Source organism: Lachnoclostridium sp. An181 (assembly GCF_002160325.1).
Lineage (GTDB): Bacteria > Bacillota > Clostridia > Lachnospirales > Lachnospiraceae > An181.
Genome location: NZ_NFKJ01000027.1, coordinates 1 through 22,447 on the forward strand (window position 1 = coordinate 1; position 22,447 = coordinate 22,447).

Annotated in this window: 18 protein-coding genes; 17 read left to right on the plus strand and 1 reads right to left on the minus strand. The window is 35.9% G+C overall.

Going from position 1 to position 22,447, the window contains the following annotated elements:
• Positions 1-405 precede the first annotated feature (405 nt).
• The 10 genes from B5F18_RS11540 (at position 406) to B5F18_RS11585 (ending at position 14,802) form a co-directional block, all read left to right on the plus strand.
• A complete protein-coding gene (locus tag B5F18_RS11540; RefSeq protein ID WP_087157807.1) occupies positions 406-1,224 on the plus strand; it encodes a hypothetical protein in 819 nt (272 codons plus the stop codon).
• Between the two features lie 252 nt (positions 1,225-1,476).
• Complete coding sequence (locus B5F18_RS11545; protein WP_087157808.1) at positions 1,477-5,145, plus strand: tetratricopeptide repeat protein; 3,669 nt, start codon at positions 1,477-1,479, stop codon at positions 5,143-5,145.
• A 234-nt stretch (positions 5,146-5,379) separates the two neighbouring features.
• The gene (locus B5F18_RS11550; RefSeq protein WP_087157809.1) at positions 5,380-6,276 is read left to right on the plus strand and encodes a restriction endonuclease; all 897 of its coding nucleotides are present in this window, start codon (positions 5,380-5,382) and stop codon (positions 6,274-6,276) included.
• Positions 6,277-6,285: 9 nt separating this feature from the next.
• On the plus strand, positions 6,286-6,774 hold the full coding sequence (locus B5F18_RS11555; RefSeq protein WP_087157810.1) for a hypothetical protein: 489 nt from the start codon (positions 6,286-6,288) through the stop codon (positions 6,772-6,774).
• 151 nt (positions 6,775-6,925) lie between these two features.
• Positions 6,926-7,279, plus strand: coding sequence for a hypothetical protein (locus tag B5F18_RS11560; RefSeq protein ID WP_087157811.1), 354 nt, complete (start codon positions 6,926-6,928; stop codon positions 7,277-7,279).
• A complete protein-coding gene (locus B5F18_RS11565; RefSeq protein WP_087157812.1) occupies positions 7,272-8,936 on the plus strand; it encodes a type I restriction-modification system subunit M in 1,665 nt (554 codons plus the stop codon). Before B5F18_RS11560 ends, B5F18_RS11565 begins: the two co-directional genes overlap by 8 nt.
• Positions 8,937-8,940: 4 nt before the next feature.
• Positions 8,941-9,822: a hypothetical protein gene (locus tag B5F18_RS11570; protein WP_087157813.1), complete on the plus strand. Its 882-nt coding sequence runs from the start codon at positions 8,941-8,943 to the stop codon at positions 9,820-9,822.
• Entirely contained in the window at positions 9,815-11,011 is a 1,197-nt protein-coding gene (locus tag B5F18_RS11575; protein ID WP_087157814.1) for a restriction endonuclease subunit S, read from the plus strand. Before B5F18_RS11570 ends, B5F18_RS11575 begins: the two co-directional genes overlap by 8 nt.
• 1 nt (position 11,012) lies before the next feature.
• A complete protein-coding gene (locus B5F18_RS11580) occupies positions 11,013-11,678 on the plus strand; it encodes a hypothetical protein (RefSeq protein ID WP_087157815.1) in 666 nt (221 codons plus the stop codon).
• On the plus strand, positions 11,671-14,802 hold the full coding sequence (locus tag B5F18_RS11585) for a type I restriction endonuclease subunit R (RefSeq protein ID WP_087157816.1): 3,132 nt from the start codon (positions 11,671-11,673) through the stop codon (positions 14,800-14,802). Before B5F18_RS11580 ends, B5F18_RS11585 begins: the two co-directional genes overlap by 8 nt.
• A gap of 136 nt (positions 14,803-14,938) precedes the next feature.
• Here the strand turns inward: B5F18_RS11585 and B5F18_RS11590 are convergent, their stop codons facing one another.
• On the minus strand, positions 14,939-15,145 hold the full coding sequence (locus tag B5F18_RS11590) for a helix-turn-helix domain-containing protein (protein WP_087157817.1): 207 nt from the start codon (positions 15,143-15,145) through the stop codon (positions 14,939-14,941).
• A 107-nt stretch (positions 15,146-15,252) separates the two neighbouring features.
• On the opposite strand from B5F18_RS11590, the gene B5F18_RS11595 reads away from it, so the two are divergent.
• The 7 genes from B5F18_RS11595 to B5F18_RS11630 all read left to right on the plus strand — a co-directional run.
• On the plus strand, positions 15,253-15,606 hold the full coding sequence (locus B5F18_RS11595) for a hypothetical protein (RefSeq protein ID WP_087157818.1): 354 nt from the start codon (positions 15,253-15,255) through the stop codon (positions 15,604-15,606).
• Between the two features lie 575 nt (positions 15,607-16,181).
• Entirely contained in the window at positions 16,182-16,568 is a 387-nt protein-coding gene (locus tag B5F18_RS11600) for a plasmid mobilization protein (protein WP_087157819.1), read from the plus strand.
• Between the two features lie 403 nt (positions 16,569-16,971).
• Positions 16,972-17,718, plus strand: coding sequence for a replication initiator protein A (locus B5F18_RS11610; RefSeq protein WP_242955863.1), 747 nt, complete (start codon positions 16,972-16,974; stop codon positions 17,716-17,718).
• Positions 17,715-18,569 (plus strand): ATP-binding protein, encoded by an 855-nt coding sequence (locus B5F18_RS11615; protein ID WP_087157820.1) that lies wholly within the window; start codon positions 17,715-17,717, stop codon positions 18,567-18,569. Before B5F18_RS11610 ends, B5F18_RS11615 begins: the two co-directional genes overlap by 4 nt.
• On the plus strand, positions 18,570-18,764 hold the full coding sequence (locus tag B5F18_RS11620) for a DUF6462 family protein (RefSeq protein WP_009248769.1): 195 nt from the start codon (positions 18,570-18,572) through the stop codon (positions 18,762-18,764). It begins immediately after the preceding gene.
• Between the two features lie 81 nt (positions 18,765-18,845).
• Positions 18,846-20,084 carry a site-specific integrase gene (locus B5F18_RS11625; RefSeq protein ID WP_087157821.1) on the plus strand — a complete coding sequence of 413 codons (1,239 nt, stop codon included), beginning with the start codon at positions 18,846-18,848 and terminating at the stop codon, positions 20,082-20,084.
• A 634-nt stretch (positions 20,085-20,718) separates the two neighbouring features.
• Positions 20,719-22,447 (plus strand): MSCRAMM family protein (locus B5F18_RS11630; RefSeq protein ID WP_248283756.1); only part of this gene is annotated, 1,729 nt, incomplete at its 3' end.

The following is a 22,447-nucleotide window of genomic DNA, read 5'->3' on the forward strand; positions in this document are numbered from 1 at the left end:
CAGGACTTACTGCAGTAGCAAATGCAATAGGAGGCTTTTATATCCCTCAAAACTTGCATTTACTTTTTCAATTAAGGCTTCGAAAAAAATATTTAAAAAATTAGCACTCACCTCTTGGCTCGTTTGGGGTGGTTTTGTCCTGTGGTGTCAGAGCCCGTAAAGCCTTATTTTACAAGGCTTTTGCGGGTTCTTACTTTTTGTCCGGGAGCGTCAAAAATCGTCATTTTTTGCGAAAATGGTGTAGTAAATGGTGTAGTGGGAACAAGGGTAAAACTGTAAAAGGTAGAGTTTATCTATAAACTGCCAATTCTTTGTTTTTTTAAATGATTGTGATAAAATATATTAATAAGTACTTGTATATTAAATGTTATTTTGCGGTTGATCGATAAAGGAGGAAACAATATTTTGAGGATCATATTAACTTCATTGGATTATGCATTAAAAATTTTACCAATATTTATATCAGTGAGTGCTCTATATATATCGATACGTAATAGAGGTGCTGCAAAACGAGAGGGAAAACCTAATTTTAGAATTGTACAAAATCTTTGGACTCAAGAACCATATTTCGAATTGATTAATGAATCTAACTCAAAGTTAGACGAACCATTAAATCCAACATATATTATGTTGATCCCGTCAAAGTTATTTTTTGTTAAAAAGGATGGCCAAAGATCATCCTTAATGATGCTATCACCAATATCTTATGAGGTCATTACCGAACAGGTGGTCAGTGGTATTACAAAAAATCAAATTGTTACTAGCAAACTTCCTCCATGTTTTTTTGGAAAAAAAGGAGATCGAGATGTTATAAGAACTATTTTTCCAGACCAATCGTCTGAGAAACTCAAAATGTATGTTGAGACATATCCTTTTTTAGTCATTATGAGCGCAATTAATTATAAATATGCGAAAAAGTCATATACAGATATCGTTCTTTCGACAAGTTTTAATAATTGTAATCTCGATGAAAAAGATTTTATCAATTTATGTATGTATACCAAAGATAATTATATGCATGAAGTAAGTGTACCAGAAGATGGCGTGAGTATCTATAAGAAAGCACATGAACAAGTGTGCCATGCTGTTAAAAATATGCAAAATTATCCGTTGTTTTTTGGGGGGAGAAAAGATGGGTATGGATTCGTGTTGAAAAAAATTAATGCAATGATAAGTCCATATGATTTTCTTGGGGAAAAGTTTAATTCCAACTGTGGTTCGTAAATTTTAAGTTAAAGTGAAAAAAGATAGAATTATCAGTTGTATTAGTCGACAGCTGTTCGTGAATTTTTCAATCGATTATTAGAATAGGTTTGTGAAATTGATATTTTAAGCGTGGTTTTTCAGAAGAGTCCAGATATTCATGTGGTATTTCTTACCTATTATTACCCCAATAATTAACATAAAATAACGGGAGATGTGAATTATTTAATAGAAGTATTCTATGTTAACAGATAAAGAAAGTTGGTGTTATTGATGGAATTGATAAAAGATGAAATTCTTAATTTAATTATTGGTAAAGGTGAGTCCACTATATCAAAAAAAATAGTAGGATTGTTAAGTGAAGAAAAATATAAAAAATTTTTTAAAGAAATACCAAGGATTGTTGAAGAAAGAGTATTATTCCCAATGGAGGGGGAACGTTTTTTTGACGATTTGCATTCCTTTTATCTGGGAAAAAATATTGTGCCGAGGTTTGTTGTTGGTTATTTAAGTACAAATGACAATTCAGTATCTTACATGGTAGATAAATTTTCAGAAGATTTTATTAACGAATATCCGCAACATAAGATTTTCAAAATGCGTATAAAAGAATTATTAGAAGAATCAGCTAATATTATTAAATTTCAAATTAAAGAAGATAGACTCGTTCCTGAAGATCAGGAAATAGTATTATTTATTGCCCAAAAATGTAAAGAAATATCGGAAGTTGATAATTCAATAGCATCATCAGTAGCTGTAATAAGAAGTGAAGTCAATGGAATGCGAAAAGATGTGGACAAATTAGTAAAGCAATTTGCGAACACTCAAAATGATTCCAACCCAAATGTATCACCGATACTTTCAATTGGACAGTTGGAGGATGATACCCAATATTCAGTGGAAATAAGGAAAATTGAGGAAGAATTACAAAATAAAATAATATTTGGTGAAGCTATTACAAAATATAATGAGCTTATTAATGACATCAAAGAAAATGTTAAGGATCAAGGAAGACTATTAACCCATATTTATATTAATCTTGCATTATGCTATGGAAATAAGGAGGAATATGAGCGGGCATACAAAAGTCTAGGATATGCAAAAAAGTATTGTGCTTGGGAGAATAATGCGAATTATTATTATGTAGAAGGCTATATTTGTTGGAAAGAAAATAGAAATAATGTTAATGTTGCGATCCAATTGTTAGATCAAGCGATTGCTATTGATCCAAAACATGTTTATGCAAGAATGTTGAGATGTGAGCTGGGGGCATTTAATGGAGAAGAAAAAAACAAAGTATTAACATTGCTTAATGAGGTGGAAGACGAGCTTTCTACAGATAAGCGAAGAGCTGATTTTTTTGCGGCAAAAGGGATAATTTACAAAGCATATGCAGAATATAACTTGGCAGAAGAATGGATGCTAAAAGCAGAAAAAGAAAAACATTCAATTGAGAATTTAATCAATTTAGGGATTTTATACTATAGTAAAGCAACTGTAAATAATCAGCAAGAGAAAAGACTTTTGAAAGTAGAAATCGATTACCCAGAAATATTTAAGGCATTTGAATGTTTTCAAAAAGTGAAACAAGAGATTACACAGGATGAATTCAAATTGTATAGAAAAGATTTTTTGGATGTATATATTTCAACGTGCATTTTGTGTGAAACCCCTGAACAGATAGAAAGTATTCAAATGGAAGAGGAGGAGATAAGTGAGTTAGACTATGAAACGCAAAGAAGTATAATTTTTCATGAGGCACTTAAGGGGAATAGTGACAATATTAATTTGCTTTGTAAAGAAGACAAGACATTTCTTTCATTTGTTGATAAAGCGGAATCTGGCAAGTTAGAAGAAGCTTTTCAATCAGTACTGCATAGTATTTATGATGAAAAAGGAAATGATTTGGAACGTAAGTATAATTTTGCGTTACAATTAACAATTGAATTGAAACATTTAGATGAATTTAAGCATTTACGTAAAAATCTAATCAGTAACAAAATTGAATGCCCATATTTAGAATTATATGATGCGAAATATTATGATATTATAGGAGAAACAGGGAAAAGCAAAAAGTTCTATGATTCTCATCTTCAGGAAAATGACGGGCTTTATTTATTAAATGCTATACTATTTTATAGAAATCACTCTTTTAATGTAGAACTTAAGCAGGCATATTGTATTATTTTGAGAAAAATATGTAATAGAGAAATTGCTGTTAATAGACAAGAAAAAATAATTCAGGATGCGTTTGTTTTTCTTGCAGATCATGATATTGAGTTGGCATTACAACTCCTAACTGATTTTGATAATACGATTATTAGTGAAAATATATTTCGTAGTATTTCAGAAACTATATACTCAAAAATAATGAATGTGACTGAGCTTATAAATATTTACGAAAGTAGTGAAGAAAATATAAAATGTTTTGATCAAAGATTAAATTATATTATTCTTCTTAAATATAATCTACAATTTGATAGAGCAAAAGAAGAAGCGGAGAAAATGATCGACTTGTCTAAGAAGGAGAGTAGGGATAGACAAATTAAGTTACTTGAGCTACTAAGTGAGTTATGTTTGTTTACAGATGATCTAGAAAAAAGTGCTGAATACATAACAGAAGCAAAAAATCTTGCACAGGATTTGGTGTATGATCCAGTGCATCAGCTATATATGACAAGGATGATTCGATGTGGAAAAAAAGATGGATTAATTTATGGAATAGAGTTCAAGCACACACATCCTAATGTTGTTAATTGGCTTAGTGAATTTGAAGGTATTGAAACAGATGAACAGGGCGAAACTAAATTAACAGATGAAGCGAGAGATATTCTTGATAATTTGGAAAATCGTTTTGATGTGGCTTTGGAATACTATAAAAACCAATTAATTTCTTTTTATCAACTTCAAAAATTATTAGGATCCGATTTACTTGCAATGTTAAGTATTCCTGATAACTATAATTTCAAATTTGTAGTTGGATTGGGTAGTGTGAAAAAGCTCAATAAACAAAAAGAAAAAATAGTAATTGATATTATGACGCTCATGTTCATAAAGTATTTTAATCTTTTGGCTTTACTGGATCGTTTTTCAATAATTTATTTAACATATAGTTCAGTTGAGGAGTTGGAAAGATTATTTATATTATTTGGAAGTAAATTTATAGATGATTTAATTGTATGGATAAAAAATGATTTGCGAGTAAATCTTTATCCAAATTATAACAGATTGAATGAGCAGGAATCTCTATTTCACCCCAATTATTTTATGGATAGTTTGGCAGCGGCAAAACGAGAAGATTGTCATTTTTTGTGTATTGATGGAAGGGTTCCATTACTATTTTCAAAAGATCAGAATTATTTTATTAATCTAATAAGTTTAGTGAATAGTGAAGAAGGTGATGAATCGTCTCTATTTAAAACAAAACTTTTGGCGCATAATGTTACGTTTGTAAATTTTAGTGCAAATGATATTATTTATTCTTTAAATAATGAAATCGAAGAAAAAATTTTTAATAAGTTTTTTGCGATTGATTGTGGTTGTGATTCATCTAGCTTTATAAATGTATATTATTCTGCGATTATGATATTATTATCTTCACCACAAAAAGAGAATAAGTTAGACAAACTTTTATTTCAAATCTGTAAACAGATAGATAGAACATTTTCAAGAGCAAGAATGTGTAGATGGAGAGTACGGGAGTACAGGGATGTAAAAGAAAATGTAAAGTATATGTTTTATGTAAAACACAATATTATGTTGTTATTTATGCTAAAAAACGTGTTTAAGAAAAACGATAAAATATGGAATAAAATTTGTAATTATAGCTATAAGTACTTTAATGTATCTATTTTGGACAAAATATATGGAACAGACTTAGAAACTAATAAAATTAATCAAGAAGAAATAGTTAGAGATTTAATAGGATATTATTCATTATGATGAGATTAATGGGAAATATCATTGATATAATTTTCAAAATTTAATAACTTATTGAAGTGTAGAGTAATATCTTGAGAAGAGTCCGACGATAAAGTAATTGCTTTAGTATCCCGTATAGATTAAATTGAAGATATCTATTATGGAAGGTGTAAAATGACTCATGATATTTTATATAGGTTTGTTTAAGGTTTATATTTATTGAAATTGATAAATAGTTTATAAAAGGGGAAAATAATGTCAGTACCAAAGTATTATGAGATGCATAAGCCAATTTTAGAGTGCCTTTCCGATGGACAAGCACATACGATGAAAGAATTGAAAGTTTATGTAATAAAATATTTTCAATTAACAGAGGAGGACGTTTCATCCTTGTTGCCCAGTGGAACACAAACCTATTTGACCAATCGGATTGGCTGGGCAAGAACCTATTTGAAAAAAGCAGGTCTGATAGAGAGTCCTGCAAGAGCAGTATTTCAGATTACAAAAGATGGAATGGATGTCCTTCATGATAATCCGAATGTTATTGATCAAAAATATTTGCTTCGGTATGATTCATTTAAAGAATTTGTAGGAAAAGAAGAAAAGAGTAGACTTCAATCCGAAATGGAAGGTGAGCAAACAGATACACCAGATGATATTTTTGAAGAGTCATATCAAAAAATCAATCAGAATTTAGCAGACGATATTTTGACCGAAGTAATGAAATTATCTCCGGTTTCTTTTGAAAAAATGGTATTGGATCTTATGGAAAAGATGGGGTATGGAACATATAGTACAACAGGGAGAACCAACGATGAAGGTATTGATGGCATCATCATGGAAGATAAATTGGGATTTGATTTAATTTACGTGCAGATGAAACATTGGGGCTTAGATCATCCTGTTGGACGCCCGGAAGTTCAGGCTTTTGTTGGAGCAATTGCGGGTAAGGGAGGAAAAGGACTTTTTGTTACGACTTCTAAGTTTACGAAACAGGCAATTGAATACGCAAAGGGACAACATATTATTCTAATGGATGGACAAAAACTTGCTTTTAATATGATTGAACATGATTTTGGAGTGAGCACAAAAAAAATCTTTGCCATTAAAGCATTGGATACAGATTTGTTTGAGGAGTATCAGGAGGAGTAGTGAATATTTATGACGAAAAGACATTTGTCTGATTCTGATGTACAATGTAATATCGAGAAATACATATTTGATGAAATAAAGAAAAATTTATTATGCGAGAATTTGCAATCGAATGTGATATTGACTCTTTCTGAAGAAAATGATATACGAATATGCCCTGATTTATATTCGGAAAAAGATCATATTATCGGAGAAATTCATACTCATTTAGGCAGACTGAAACCAGCACAATTGCATAAAATTGAAGGTGATATTTTAAAAATGTTACTTTTTGAGAAGGGACAGAAAGGCGTGAAGTATACCAAAATGATTGTGGTATGTGATATGCAGGAATACGAGCAACTGAAGGGAAAGTCCTTTGTGGCAGAAGCAATTCGTCAGTTTGACATTAGATTAAAATATGTTCCATTGAATAAGGAGCGAATCGTTCAGTTACAAGATGCAATGGAGAATCAGAATTTGTATTGTAGTCATAATACTAATATCCATAATCAATAAATAAAATTTTGAACAAAAAGTCAGATGTAAGAAATTGCATTTGACTTTTTTGTTTGCAGAGCTAGTCTTATATTGACTTTTTTTTATGATTCTTATAGTATGTAAGTATGTAGACATACATACTATATAGATGATTAAAGGTGGTGATAGCTTGATTGATGATAGTTCAATGAAATTCTGTAATTTGCTTGCCCAAATGATAAAAGAGGCAGGTTTATCAAATGTCAAGTTTTACACCGCACTTGGTATAAAAAAACCTTATTTTTACGATATTTTAAGCGGTAAAGTTAATCCACCTCCTTCTGAAAGGCAATTTGCAATGCTCCGGTTACTAAAACCTAAGCCTGAGCAAATAGAGTTGTTTTTTGACTTAGCTGCGCAAGAGAGAAATGAAGTGCCTGCTGATATTGCACAAACTTTAAAGAATAAAGATTTGTGCAGAGAATTACGAAATGATATAGATTACGAAAAATTATTAAAGAACGGAGAATATAAAAATGAGTGATAATAAAAGAGAACAAGAGAGAACAGAACTTTACCGTACAATATGGGCACTTGCAAATGAACTTAGAGGAAGTGTCGATGGTTGGGATTTCAAACAATATGTTTTAGGTATGTTGTTTTATCGATATATATCTGAAAACCTTACAACTTATCTGAACACAGGTGAATGGGATGCAGGGAATACTGATTTTGATTATGCCCAAATCAGCGATGAAGAAGCTTTAAACGTTAAAGATGATATGGTACAAGAAAAAGGTTTCTTTATTATGCCAAGTGAATTGTTTGGAAATTTATTAAAAAGAATTAAAAAAGCAGATAAAGATGTAAAGGAGCAAGCAGAAAAAAACGGTAAAGAAGTAGAAGTTGCTGATTTAGACGAAAACTTAAACGAAATATTGCAAACGAACTTTAAAAATATTGAAGCATCTGCTATTGGTAGTCCAAGTGAAGAAAACTTCAAAGGTTTGTTTGATGACATAGATGTGAACAGCAATAAGCTTGGACCAACAGTTATTAAAAGAAACAAAAGGCTTAAAAGATTAATCACCGTTATCGGAGATATGGATCTTGGTAATTATCAAGATAATTCTATCGATGCTTTTGGGGACACCTATGAGTATTTAATGGGAATGTATGCTTCTAATGCCGGCAAAAGCGGCGGTGAATTTTTCACCCCACAAGAGGTATCTGATCTTCTGACAAAAATCTCACTTCTTGATAATAACGGTAAAATGAAAACAGAAGTAAACAAAGTATACGATCCTGCTGTGGGAAGTGGTTCGTTACTTTTGAAGTTTGCCAAAATTCTCGGTAAAGATAATGTCCGCAATGGATTTTTCGGTCAGGAAATCAACATCACAACTTACAATCTTTGCCGTATCAATATGTTCTTGCATGACATAGGTTACGATAAATTCAGCATTGAACACGGCGACACTTTGATCGATCCTAAACATTGGGATGAAGAACCATTTGAAGCCATTGTTTCAAATCCGCCTTACTCTATAAAATGGGAAGGCTCTGACAACGGAACGTTGATAAATGATCCTCGTTTTTCTCCTGCTGGTGTATTAGCCCCTAAATCAAAAGCAGACTTTGCTTTTATTATGCATTGCCTTAGCTGGCTTGCTACAGACGGAACCGCTGCTATTGTTTGTTTCCCTGGTATTATGTATCGTGGCGGAGCAGAACAGAAAATCAGAAAATATCTGATTGATAACAACTATATCGAATGCATTATTCAGTTGCCTGATAATCTTTTTTATGGAACAAGTATTGCAACTTGTATTATGGTTCTCAAAAAATCTAAAGTCGACAACCAAACCTTGTTTATTGACGCATCAAAAGAATTTGTCAAGTCTACCAACAGTAATAAGTTGGGTGACGGAACAGCAAGCAACGAGCCTAATAACATTCAGAATATATTAAATGCTTATATCGATCGAAAGACTGAAAAGTATTTTACTGCTCTTGTTAAGCAGGAAGATATTGAAAATGCAGATTACAATCTTTCTGTTTCAACTTATGTTGAAAGCAAGGATACAAGAGAAGTTATTGATATAGCTGTGCTTAAAGAGCAAATAACTCAAATTGTTCAACGTGAAAATATATTGCGTGCCGAAATTGATGCGATTATAGCTGAAATTGAGGAGGCGTAATTATATGAGGCTTAGTAGCAGATTATCTGATAGAGATAAAAATCATGGCGAAGTGGAATCGTTTATTGATTCTACGAAATATACATCACTAGAAGAAGAGGCAACTGATGAAATAGTTTATGTTTCTTCAGGAGATTTCATTGAAATACAAATCGGTACAATTAATTTGCCTTTTTACTCGACAATATGTCAAGATAGCAATTCCTTTATTTCGCCTAAAAAACTACATTGCTTAATCATCAATGAAAAAATGATTAGTATTGACTGCCAATTAAAGTGTACAGATTTTGATACAGAAAACTCAAAATGTCAGAAATGTAATCCATATATTCAAGCCTGGTTTTTAATTGAAGCTGACGATATATTTGCAAATACTCCTAGTATTAATTTAGTGAAACAAAATTTTAAATTACCCGAAAATATAAAACTTCCTATAGAAATTGAGGATAAATATTCAGAGTGGTTAGCTAAAGCGGAAATTGCACATAAAGAAAGGCTTGGAGCAGGTGCGACCATATATTTAAGATCTGTATTTGAAAAAATAACACATGAAGTTGGTTTGAAGGCTGGCGTAACAATTCAAGGTAAAGATGATAAATTTTTGAATTTTCGTGAGGTCTTAAAACGGGTTGATTTAGAATGTTCCATTATACCTCCAATATATGCTCAAAATGGATATGATTTATTTAGCAAATTGAGTGAAATAGCTCATGGTAATTGTGATGAAGAGAGGGCCTTGAATGAATATGAATCATTGAGAAGGTTGGTAATTGGAATTATCGAGAATGTTAGAAGAAAGAATGAAGAAATAAAGAATAATGCTGAAATTCAAAAGGCGTTGATTGATGCTGGTTTAGTCACTGGAGTTGAGAAAAATAATGAGTAAATTGGAACAACTTATAAAGGAACTTTGCCCAAATGGGGTAGAATTTAAGGAAATAAAAAATTATTATACAAGAATTAAAGGTACTCCTATTACTGCGGGGAAAATGAAAGAAATTGCATCTGATGAAGGAGAAATCAAAATATTTGCGGGAGGAAAAACTGTCATCACCGCTCATGAGGCTGATATACCTAATGCCAATATTACTAGAGTACCGGCTGTTTTGGTACAGTCCAGAGGGGTGATTGATGCTGTTTATTATGATAAACCATTCACTTTTAAAAATGAAATGTGGGCATATACAGCAGATAATCCAATCAAAGTAAAATATTTATATTATATTCTGAAAAATAATATTGAACACTTCCGAAAAGCGGCTTCAGGAATGGGATCGCTACCTCAAATTTCTTTGCGAGTAACGGAGAATTTCATAATCCCCATTCCCCCGTTACCGATTCAAAAGGAGATTGTTCGTATACTAGATAAATTCACGGAACTCACTGAGGAACTCACTGAGGAACTCACTGCGAGAAAACAGCAGTATGAGTACTATAGAAATAATTTGTTGAGTAAAAATACCAATAAAAAATCATTAAAACAAATAGCACTATCAAATCGCTCTGGTGGTACACCTCTAAAAAGTAATAAAGATTACTATGTTGATGGAACTATTCCGTGGCTTAGAACGCAAGAAGTTGTTTTTAACGAAATCAATAAGACAGATTGTTTTATAACAGAATTAGCTGTGCGAGAAACATCAGCAAAATGGATACCTGCAAATTGTGTAATTGTTGCGATTTCAGGTGCATCAGCGGGACGCTGTGCTATAAATAAAATACCATTAACCACAAATCAACACTGTTTAGCAATAGAAATTAATCCCGAAGAAGCTTTATATAAATATGTGTTTTATTGTGTTTGTAATCAATATGAAGATTTGATTGCAAAAAAAGAGGGAGCACGAGGAGATCTTAATTCATCAAGAATTTTAGGTTTACAAATTCCTATTCCATATCCAGAAGATAAGAAAAAGTCGCTTGCAGAACAACAGCGCATTATTGATATTCTTGACCGTTTCGATAGGTTTTGCAACAATATCAGCTATGGATTACCTGCCGAAATTAATGCAAGACAAAAGCAATATGAATATTACCGAAATAAGCTCTTAACTTTCAAGGAAAAGGATAAATGATATGGATGTTTTAGATTTTAAAAATATTTATTGGAATTATTATATTCAAATTGAAAAAGATTTTTTTGATACTGTTCCCTATTGTAATATTGCTGAAAGTAATAACAATTCTTTTTCTGTAAAATATTTGCAGTTACATCTAGCTCTTTGTAGTGAAATAGATACTATTTGTAAAAGTTTATGTCAAAGAATAAATAATAGTTTAAATTTATCGGAATGTGGTATTAGCGATTATATTAAAATACTTAATTCATCATATGTTACATTTTCTAAAGAGACAGTGAATTTGATTGGATACAAATATCGAATTGTACAACCTTGGAAAGGTATTGATAAAGGGCATATTCCTAATTGGTGGAATGTGTACAATGAGATTAAACATCATAGAGATTCTAAAAAAAATAATAAAAATATTTATGAATATGCAAATCAAAAAAATGTTATTGAGGCATTATGTGCACTATATGTTTTAATCCAATATTGGGCGGCTAAAAACTTCGTTGTTGATAAAACAGAAAAGAAAAATAACATTATGCCAACCTTACAATCAAAAAAATTGCATTTGGATAATTGGAAATTTTATTTTTCTTTTATGGGACCCGGTGAGTGGTTTGATTCAAGCTTATATTTCAAATATATTGAAAAGGAGGGGAAGGAAAATGAATAGTTTTGAAATTGTGGCAAGCTCTACTGAAAGTACGGTGGTGGCTGAATACACACCTGAAAAAAGAAAAAGCACCGACTATCAAAGCGAAGCAGAACTTGAACAGGATTTTATAAATCGTCTTGTCAGTCAGGGTTATGAGTACATTACTATAAAAAGTGAACAGGACTTAATTGACAATCTTCGTGCTCAGATTGAAAAATTAAATAACTACACCTTTTTCGATAAAGAGTGGAAAGACTTTTATAACAGCGTTATTTCAAACGGAAATGATGGAATTATAGAGAAAACACGTAAAATACAGGAAGATTATCTGCAAAACATTATCCTTGATAATGGTTATGTAAAAAATATCAAACTGATAGACAAAACAAATATCCATAACAATCATTTACAAGTAATAAACCAGTATGAAGAAGATAAAGGAAAACATGATACTCGTTACGATGTGACAATTTTGGTAAATGGATTGCCATTGGTGCATATTGAGCTTAAAAAAAGAGGAAATGCGATTCGGGAAGCATTTAACCAAATTAATCGATATCAGCGTGATAGTTTTTGGGCAGGTAGCGGATTGTATCAGTATGTACAACTGTTTGTAATCTCCAATGGTACGCATACGAAGTATTATTCTAATACAACAAGATTTCAGCATATCAAAGATAATGCAGAAAAAAATGCCACGAAAAAGAAAAAAACTTCTAATAGCTTTGAATTCACAAGTTATTGGTCGGATGAGAAAAATCGCACCATTCCGGACCTTGTGGACTTTACAAAAACTTTTTTTGCAAAGCATACCCTGCTTAATATTTTGACTCGTTACTGCGTGTTTACCTCAGAGGATTTATTATTGGTAATGCGTCCTTATCAAATTGCGGCAATTGAGAAAATCCTAAACCGCATTATTGTTTCTACTAATCTCAAAAAAACTGGTAGAAAAGAGGCAGGCGGTTATATTTGGCATACGACCGGAAGCGGCAAAACTTTAACCAGCTTTAAAACCGCACAGCTTGCTCAAGGATTGAATTTTATTGATAAAGTATTGTTTGTTGTAGACAGAAAAGATCTTGACTATCAGACGATGAAAGAATACGACAGATTTGAAAAGGGTGCTGCTAACAGCAACACCTCTACTAAAATACTGCAAAAACAAATGGAAGATGATAATGCAAAAATTATTATCACAACTATTCAAAAATTAGATAAATTTATATCCAAGAATCAAGAACACGAAGTTTATAAAAAACATATTGTTATGATTTTCGATGAATGCCACCGTTCTCAGTTTGGAGATATGCACAAGTCGATTACAAAGCACTTCAAAAATTATCATATTTTCGGTTTTACAGGAACACCAATTTTTCCATCAAATTCCAATAGTTCCAATGCTCCGAATATGCGTACCACAGCACAGGTTTTCGGCGGTGATCCGGATGAAAACGGAAACAATGTGAGACCGCTGCACGCATACACTATTGTTGATGCTATCCATGATGGAAATGTATTGCCTTTTAGAATTGATTATATCAACACAATCAAAAATCCAGAAATTTTATACGACAAGCAAGTAAAGGCAATTGACCGTGAAAAAGCTTTACTCGATCCTAAAAGGGTGTCTGAAATTACACAATATATTCTTGAACATTTTGAGCAGAAAACTTATCGTAATCAAAACCGTTCCTATTATGACCATAAGGTGATTACGAATGTTGAAAAAATGGCTAAGTCCAAGAATAACACTGTATCAGAGCAAAAAATAATAACAAAAGTAAATGGATTTAATTCGATTTTTGCGGTCGCATCTATTCCGGCAGCAATTGTATATTACAATGAGTTTAAAAAACAAATGGAGGAAACCGATCACAAATTAAAGATCGCTACGATATTCAGTTTCAATCCAAACGAAGAAGATCCCGATGATATCTTACAAGATGAAAGTTTCGATACAAGCGGTCTTGACCAGACTTCACGGGATTTTCTAGAAAGTGCCATTGATGAATATAATAAGATGTTCAATGTTAGTTATGATACATCCGCTGATAAATTTCCTAACTATTATAAAGATGTTTCATTACGAATGAAAAATCGTGAGATTGATTTACTGATCGTGGTAAATATGTTTTTAACAGGATTTGACGCAACGACTCTCAATACCTTGTGGGTAGATAAGAATTTAAAAGACCACGGTTTGATACAAGCGTTTTCACGTACCAATCGTATTTTAAACTCTGTTAAAACATTTGGAAACATTGTTTGTTTTAGAAATCTTGAGACAGCCACCAATAATGCCTTGGCACTTTTTGGAGACAAAAATGCAAGAGGTATCGTTATCCTAAAAACTTACAATGAATATATGAACGGATACGAAGATGAGCATGGAAAACATATTGAAGGTTATAACGAGCTTGTAAGCAGACTTGTAAATGAATTTCCGATAAGCAGTCAAATCGTTGGAGAGGATAATGAAAAAGAATTTATTAAACTGTTCAGCCGTATTTTGAAATTGAAAAATATTTTAAGATGTTTTGATGATTTTGAAAGTGATAGTTTTGTATGCGTTAGAGATTTACAGGATTATCAAAGCGTTTATATTGACTTATATCAAAATTACGCCAAACAAAGTGATATTGAAAAAGAACGAATCAACGATGATATTGTCTTTGAAATCGAACTTATCAAGCAGGTTGAGGTCAATATAGATTATATTCTAATGCTTGTAGCTAAATATCATGAATCAAATTGTGAGGATAAAACGATTCTTGCTAATATTAACAAATCAGTAAATGCAAGTGTTGAGCTGCGTAGCAAAAAAGCACTAATTGAGGGATTCGTTGCCCAAATGACAGTAAAAACAGATGTTGAAAAGGACTGGAAAGACTTTGTCAAAAAGCAAAAAAAACATGACTTAGAAACAATTATCAAAGATGAAAATCTGAAACACGATGAAACTCAAAAATTTATAGAGAACTCATTTAGAGATGGTGAGATAAAAACCACAGGAACAGATCTTGATAAAATATTACCTCCAATTTCTAGATTTTCAGGTGGTTCAAATAGGGCACTGAAAAAACAAACTGTTATTGATAAGTTAAAAGAATTTTTTGAAAAATATTTCGGATTGATATAACAAAAAACCCGCTATCAAATCTTAACTGATAGCGGGTTTAAGTATATAAAGACAAATTAATTAATCGGATGTAAAGATACTGATTAAAATTGTAGGGAGAGTATTCTGAGGGCTAGTGAATTGTAATGAACCTATATTATTTTTTATTCTTTTCAAATCTTATTATATCATTTGGTTCGCAATTTAAAATCTCACAAAGCCTTTCTAGTGTAAACATGGTAATAGACTTATTATGTTTTAAATTATTGATCGTTCGGGGATTAATTCCATACTTATGAATCAGTGTATAGGTGGAGATATCCCGTTTCTTCATGGTTTCCCATAATGGAGAATAGCTTATCATTTCTGCTCACTTCCCAGTTTGTAATATAATCATTATCATGGGAAAAATAATAGTTTACTATACTGAAAAATGTATCTATAATAGAGGCATATGAAAGGAGAGCAGGGATGAAAAAATATGATGAGCTATCCAACAAAGAAAAACATAATTTTGAAGAATTCCTTATCTTAACATTCGAGTTTTCCGAAGATGAGCTGGCGGCAATCGATAAGCAAAAGCCGATGACAATGGAACTTTTTTCTTCCTGTCTGGCTAAGTGTACAGAGCGGGGGCTTTATAAACTTTTCGAAAGGCTGTTGGATGAGTATCCGGATTTAACGGATAAATACGTAAAAGCTATTGATGATGATATAAAGGATGTGATATTGCCGAAAAGAACTCCAGAGGAGGAAGAAGAAAGCTGGAATCGACTGTGCGAAAGGATAAAAAAAGAATATGGTGATGATTTAACATGCGAATAGCTGCCGGAAAATCTGGTGGCTATTTTTTATAACAGAAATCTATGAATTAAAATCTGGCATCCGGTCAAAAAAGACGGGATGTTTTTTTATGCACTTTATTAAAAACTTTGTCTCCACACACTGTATAATCCACGAATTTCCTTTCTATAAGTGAGGGGAAATCTTTTTTGAAGCAGAAAGTTAACAGATTTTTCGAATCGCCTTGTATTTCTGCCTCTGACGATTGGGTTAAGTGAGGGGATCTTTAAAGAACAAAAAAGATAAGAGCGGATCTGGTTGATAAGAATAAAATTTATTTCTTTTTGACCCTGTATAATAGCCGCTCCCGGTTACGTTAAGTGAGGGGGGGAATATTATAGAGCAAGATCCACCCCGTAATACACTATCGTGTTTTCCTGTGTAGGGCTCTTGTTTGGGATTTCGATTCCCCATACCCTCGATGATCTGCCAATCTGGCAGATATTGGCGTCCACTGGAAAGTGGGACGCAGCACAAAAGGAAGATTCCGGCAGGACTGCCGTTTCTCCCGTTTGTGGTGTTACTGAAGTAACTGAAAGAAGAAAGGAGATGAAGTCATGAGAAAAAGAAGAATGGAACAGGAACTGAACCATCCACATTTTGTCGGAGTCCGGCTGTCGGATATTGAATTGGAACTTCTGGATAGGAAGGCAGAAACCCTTGGGGTGTCTAGATCCGAATGCCTGCGGAAACTTTTGGTGGAAAAGGAAATCGTGCATCGGGTAGAAGTGGTCGCCGATATGGAAGAACTCCGAAGGTTGGTAGGCGAGTATGGAAAGATTGGTGTGAATCTGAATCAGATCGCACGGTACTTCAATACGGGCGGGGATCGTTCGCTGGCTATGGAGGATGAAATCCGTCACTGTATCGCGGAATTATTTGCACTCAGGGAAGAAGTATTGAAGATGGCAGGGGATTTTGAACGGGATTATCGGGGCGGTTAAAGTAGTCCAGATGAATTGTTCCAAAACGATACCGAAACACGACCAAACAGCGTTTTCTGCCGTCAGATAGGATAAACCCCAGGCAAATATATTTGAGGTCAAAAAAGCCTGTCGTAAAGGGCAAAAAATGCAAAAAATGATACCGAAACGCGACCATATTTCGCTGTCCTGTACCAGGTACTGGCAGGATGGCAGGAAGGAGGAATGTCTGTGCCGAGAATGAGCAAGAAAAGAAAACAAGAATTGGCTTTTTTTCTCAATGAAAGAGGGCGGGTTGCCCACAATGACACCTGCCGGAAATGTGTTGGAGACTGCAAGCAGAGTTTCCGGACTGTGATTGTCTGTTGCCCCTGCTATGAATCCAAGCGAAGCCGTCGGCGGAAGATCAGACAGAAACAAAAGGATGGATGTGAAGAATAAAGATCAGATGGTATACATGACGGATCAGGCCCAGATTCCGGTATATCTTCCTTACCCACGGTTTCTGCTGGGGATGGATCTGACTCAGACAGCCAAGGTCCTGTATGCTCTGTTGTTGGATCGGGCGAGTCTTTCCAGGAAGACAGGGTGGAAGGATGAGGAAGGCCACATTTTTGTGGTTTATCCCATTGCTTATCTGGCTGACGATCTTAGAAAGAGTCACATGACTGTAAAAAAGGCATTGAATGAACTGGAAGAAGCCGGACTTCTGGTGAGAAAAAAACAGGGATTTTCCAAACCGAATCTGCTGTATATCAAAATCCCGGCAGAGGGAAAGAAAAGTTTCCCTGTGAAGGAAAGAAAAGTGTCCCTCAAAGGGAAAGAAAATGATACTTATGAGGGAAAGAAACCTGTCCCTGTGAGGGATAGAAAAGTATCCCCTAATTACTTAAATAATAGTTACTTGATATATAGTCAAACAAATAAAGAGAGAGAAGCGCGCTCTGCCTATGGTAAATATCACAATGTGTTTCTCTCCGAAACAGAATATGGAGAATTGAAACAGGAGATCCGGGAATTAGACAGGCTGATCGAGGAACTGTCCAGTTATATGCGTTCCAGTGGAAAGCAATATGCCGATCATGCCGTTACCTTGAGAAGATGGGCAGAGCGGTCAGCCCCGGTAAAAAACATTCCGGATTATACCTGCAGTGAGGAGGACAGTCTATGAACAAGATGGTAGAAGAAACAGTAAAGAACATGATGCAGCCGGGAGAAAGAAACGGGGAAGATTACATCGGAAAAGATGGGCTCCTGTATTGTGGACAATGCCATGAACCGAAGGAGGCTTATTTCAATCAGGAGAAAGTCGGAGTTTTGGGAATAAAAAAACATCCGCGTGAATGTGAGTGCCGGAGACAAAAGAGAAAAGAGGAGGAACAGTACCGGGAACAGCAGCGCCATGAAGCTGTAGTCAGAGAATTGAAGGAACATTGTTTTTCGGATAGATCCATGAAGGAATGGACATTTGAGAATGATAAAGGGCTTTCCGGAAATACCGTGCTTGCAAAGCTGTATGTGAAAGACTGGGAAACAATGAAAGCGGAGAATACAGGCTACCTCTTCTGGGGAGCAGTGGGAACCGGAAAAAGTTTTCTGGCGGGCTGTATTGCCAATGCACTGTTGGAACAGGAGATAGAAGTACGTATGAACAATTTTGCGGAAGTGCTGAATGATCTGTCTGCTAATTTTTCAGAGAAGAATACATACATAAAAAATCTGTGCAGAGTTCCGTTGCTGATTCTGGATGATTTTGGAATGGAGCGGGGGACAGAGTACGGACTGGAACAGATCTATGCGGTGATCGATGGCAGATATCGGAGTGGGAAGCCCCTGATTGCGACGACCAATCTGACACTGCAGGAGTTAAAGAATCCGCAGGATACAGCGCATGCCAGGATTTATGACCGGCTGCTGGAGATGTGCGTGCCGGTTCAGTTTAAAGGGGAGAGTTTCCGGAAACGTACAGCTCAGGAAAAGCTGGGACGGATGCAGAAAAGAGTAAAGGAGGAGATGAGGTAAATGAGACAGACAAAAGAAAGAGAGAGCAGCTGCCGTCTGGCAGTGGATATTGAAGGTCTGGCCGCTATGCTTTCTTGCGGACAGATGACTGCAAGGAAGATTGCGGAAGATGCGGGAGCCCGGATCACCATCGGCCGCCGGGTATTGTATTCCGTACAGAAAGTGGAAAAATACCTGGAAGCAATAGCGGAATAGAGCAACACGGATGTGCGTGGGGTTGGTTTTGTGCTATACTTTTCATAGACAGGACAAGACCATTCCCCACAACAGGGAGGTGTGGAAATTAGAGAAAGGAATGGTTTTGTGGCAAGAAAAGACAATAGAGGAAGAAATCTGAGGACCGGGGAATCCCAGCGCAAGGATGGACTCTATATGTACCGGTACAAAGATGAACGGACCGGCAGACGTCTGGCCGTTTATTCTCCGGATCTGGCTGAACTCAGGAAAAAAGAAAAAGAGATTGAGAAAGACCAGAGCGAAGGAATTCTGACCGATACCCAATGCAAGAACATGACTCTCAATGACCTGTTTGAGATCCACATGGATACCAGAAAGCTGGCAGAGAGTACACAGGCCAATTACAGAAGGATGTGGAACAGTCTTGTGAGGAATGAACTCGGACAGATGAAAGTGGTACAGGTAAGACCATCTCATGTACGCCTGTTTTATTCCCGGCTGAGCAAACAGAAATATTCCCACAGTACCATCAAGTTTCTCCATAATATGATCTTACCGAGCTTTGAGGTGGCTGTAGATGATGATATCATCCGGAAGAATCCGGCCAAGAGAACGCTGGGAGATTATGGAGAACCGGAAAAGAAACGCACCGCCCTGTCCTTTGACCAGCAGAAAAATCTGTTGAACTATGTTAAGAACAGTGAGGTATTTCATATCTATCTGCCGCTTTTGCAGGTGATGATCGGAACCGGACTCCGCTGTGGAGAGCTGATCGGACTCACCTGGAAGGACGTGGATCTGAAGACCCGGACTGTATACGTGAATCATCAGCTGATCTATAAGAACTATGGAGACGGGTGTGATTTTCATGTGACCATGCCGAAGACAGAAGCCGGGATCCGGGAGATTCCCATGAGCAAGATGGTGGCAAAAGCCTTTGAGACCCAGAGACGGCTGAATTTTCAGATGGGGATTCCAAGAGATGTGAAAATCGAAGGGCTTTCGAATTTCGTATTCATGAGCAGGAGCGGACGTCCGATGATGCCCACTACCGTGAACTTTATTCTCCGGGATATTGTGAAGGCGTATAATGAGGAAGAAAATGAGCGGGCAAAGCGGGAGAGGAGAAAGCCGGAAGAGCTGCCGCACATCTCCGCCCATATTCTCCGACATACGGCTTGTACCCGGATGGCAGAGTCTGATCTGGATATGAAGGTCGTTCAGTATGTGATGGGACATGCCAACATCAGTGTCACGATGGAAGTTTATAACCACATCACAGACCGGTCCAGGATTGAAAAAGAGATTGCGAAGATGGATCTGGTGCAGATTATGTGATGGGAATTTCTGTCCCGGCATTGGAGGTTTTAAGGGCATGATGGTGAAAAACATGAAAAAAATCAGATTTTTCTGCTTTTGATGGTGTAGTAAATTACCTCAGATTTCCTTGAATTTACAGGGGATTTTGGAGATCCCCGATTCTGAAATTGGTGTAGAAATGGTGTAAAAATGGTGTAGTAAGCCATTTTTTGAAAAAATCGAAAATTTGGAAAGCCCGAAAAAGCCCGTAAAATCAAGCTTTTTTGAGGTTTTCCAAAAAAATTATTTAAAAAATTAGCACTCACCTCTTGTTATCGCAGTGTGGCTTTTGTCTAACTTCATAGAGTGTCGTAAGTGCCTATTTATGGGGATTTCTCGGATTTTATGATTTTGTCTTAACTCGTCAGAAATCGTCATTTTATAAAAAATTGGTGTCAAAATTGGTGTCAATCAGCAGAGAGATACCTTTTCTTGCCACAGTATATCAGTATCACAAATTGAAAAATTGAATATCGCAGATACCTTATTGAACATTAGCAGTTCAATAAGTATGGATTATGGAACGCCGATATTGACGTTCCTTTTCTATTTCCAGCCGTTCAGAAATGGACGGCTTTTTCTATATCCAAACGAAAGGAGAATTTTAAAAGCTATGAAAAAGATATTGAAGCGATTAGCCACAGGCTTCCTTGCCTTTGCGACTATCGTTACCGCTTTGCCGACAACGGCAGTCCACGCTTCCGAGAAGCAATATTGGACAGAAAGTGCAGAGCGTGTCGGTATCGTTGAAAAAGTAATGAATGACGGCTCTATCGGTTCGACATTCAATGAGGGACACATGACCGTTGAGGGCGAGGACGCTTTCTGCGTGGATATTAACACCAACTTCCGCAACGGTTATAAGACCAGAGCCGACGCAAGCACACGCATGAGCTACGACCAGATTTCAGATGTTGCACTCTCAATCGAGTATGTTAATCAGTATGTGCAGAGCCACAGCGGATTGAGCAGTCAGCATATCTATCTTTTGAAACAGTGCGTCGTATGGCAGAGATTGAGCGTTCATCTTGGCTGGCAATGCGATAACGTCAGAGCTTCCTATGATGAAATTCCTAAAGCTATACAGGACGAGGTGTACGCTGGGGCGAAAGCCTTTGCCAGTGAAAACAAGGGACGCTATGAATGTGGCGGTTATATCTACTCTGGCGAGGGACAGGACATTGGACAGTTCTGGGCGAAACTTGCCGTAGGAAACGCTACCCTTAAAAAGGCTTCCAGTAATGCCAGCATTACCGACGGGAACGAACTTTACTCTATCGTTGGTGCGACCTATGGTGTCTATTCTGATAAGGGCTGTACGAAACAGCTTGCCACCCTTACGACTGATAACAGCGGAAATACTGATACCGTGGAAGTAAAGGCTGGCACAGTCTACATCAAAGAGCTTTCTGCTCCTGCTGGCTATAAGGTGGACAGCACTGTGTATTCTTTAAATGTGGAAGCTGGCAAAACAGCTACACTCAATGTATCCGATACGCCAAAGGTCACAAACACCTTGATTGAATTATTCAAGATTGACATGGAAACACAGAAAGACGCTCCACAGGGCGACGCTTCCCTAGAGGGTGCGGAGTTCACATGGAAATTCTATGCGGGACACTATACCGCTGATAATCTCCCTAGTGAGCCTACCAAAACATGGGTGACAAAGACAATCGCTGAAAAGGACAGCGACGGCACTATCCATTACGTTTCCCGCCTTTCTGATGAATACAAGGTATCTGGGGACAGCTTTTATACACAGGACGGAAAGAATGTACTTCCTTTAGGAACTCTGACTGTTGAGGAAACAAAAGCTCCTGACGGCTATCTTCTTGACGGTGCGTATATGCAGGCAAACGGTAGCGAGGAACAGATTAAGGGAATGTACCTTACACAGATTACCGAGGACGGCGACCTTGCCGTACTGTCTGGAAGCAATCAGTACCATGTATCAGACAAGGTTATCCGTGGCGGTGTGAAAATCCAGAAACGAGATTTAGAAACCAGCGATACCAAAGGTCAAGGAAGTGCGACCTTGAAAGACGCTGAATTTGAAATCATTTCCTTAAATGACAATGCCGTACTTGTCGAGGGAAAACTTTACAGCAAGAATGAAGTGGTAAAGACAATCCTTACCGACATTGAGGGCGTGGCTTCTACTTCCGCTGACCTCTTACCTTATGGAAAATACCGTATCGAGGAAAGCAAAGCTCCAGAGGGCTATCTGACTGACGGGGCGAAACCGATTGAATTTGAAATCACAGAGGACGGAAAAATCGTTGACCTTACAGGGACAGACACATCAATCTACAATCAAGTGAAGCGTGGCGACTTAGAGG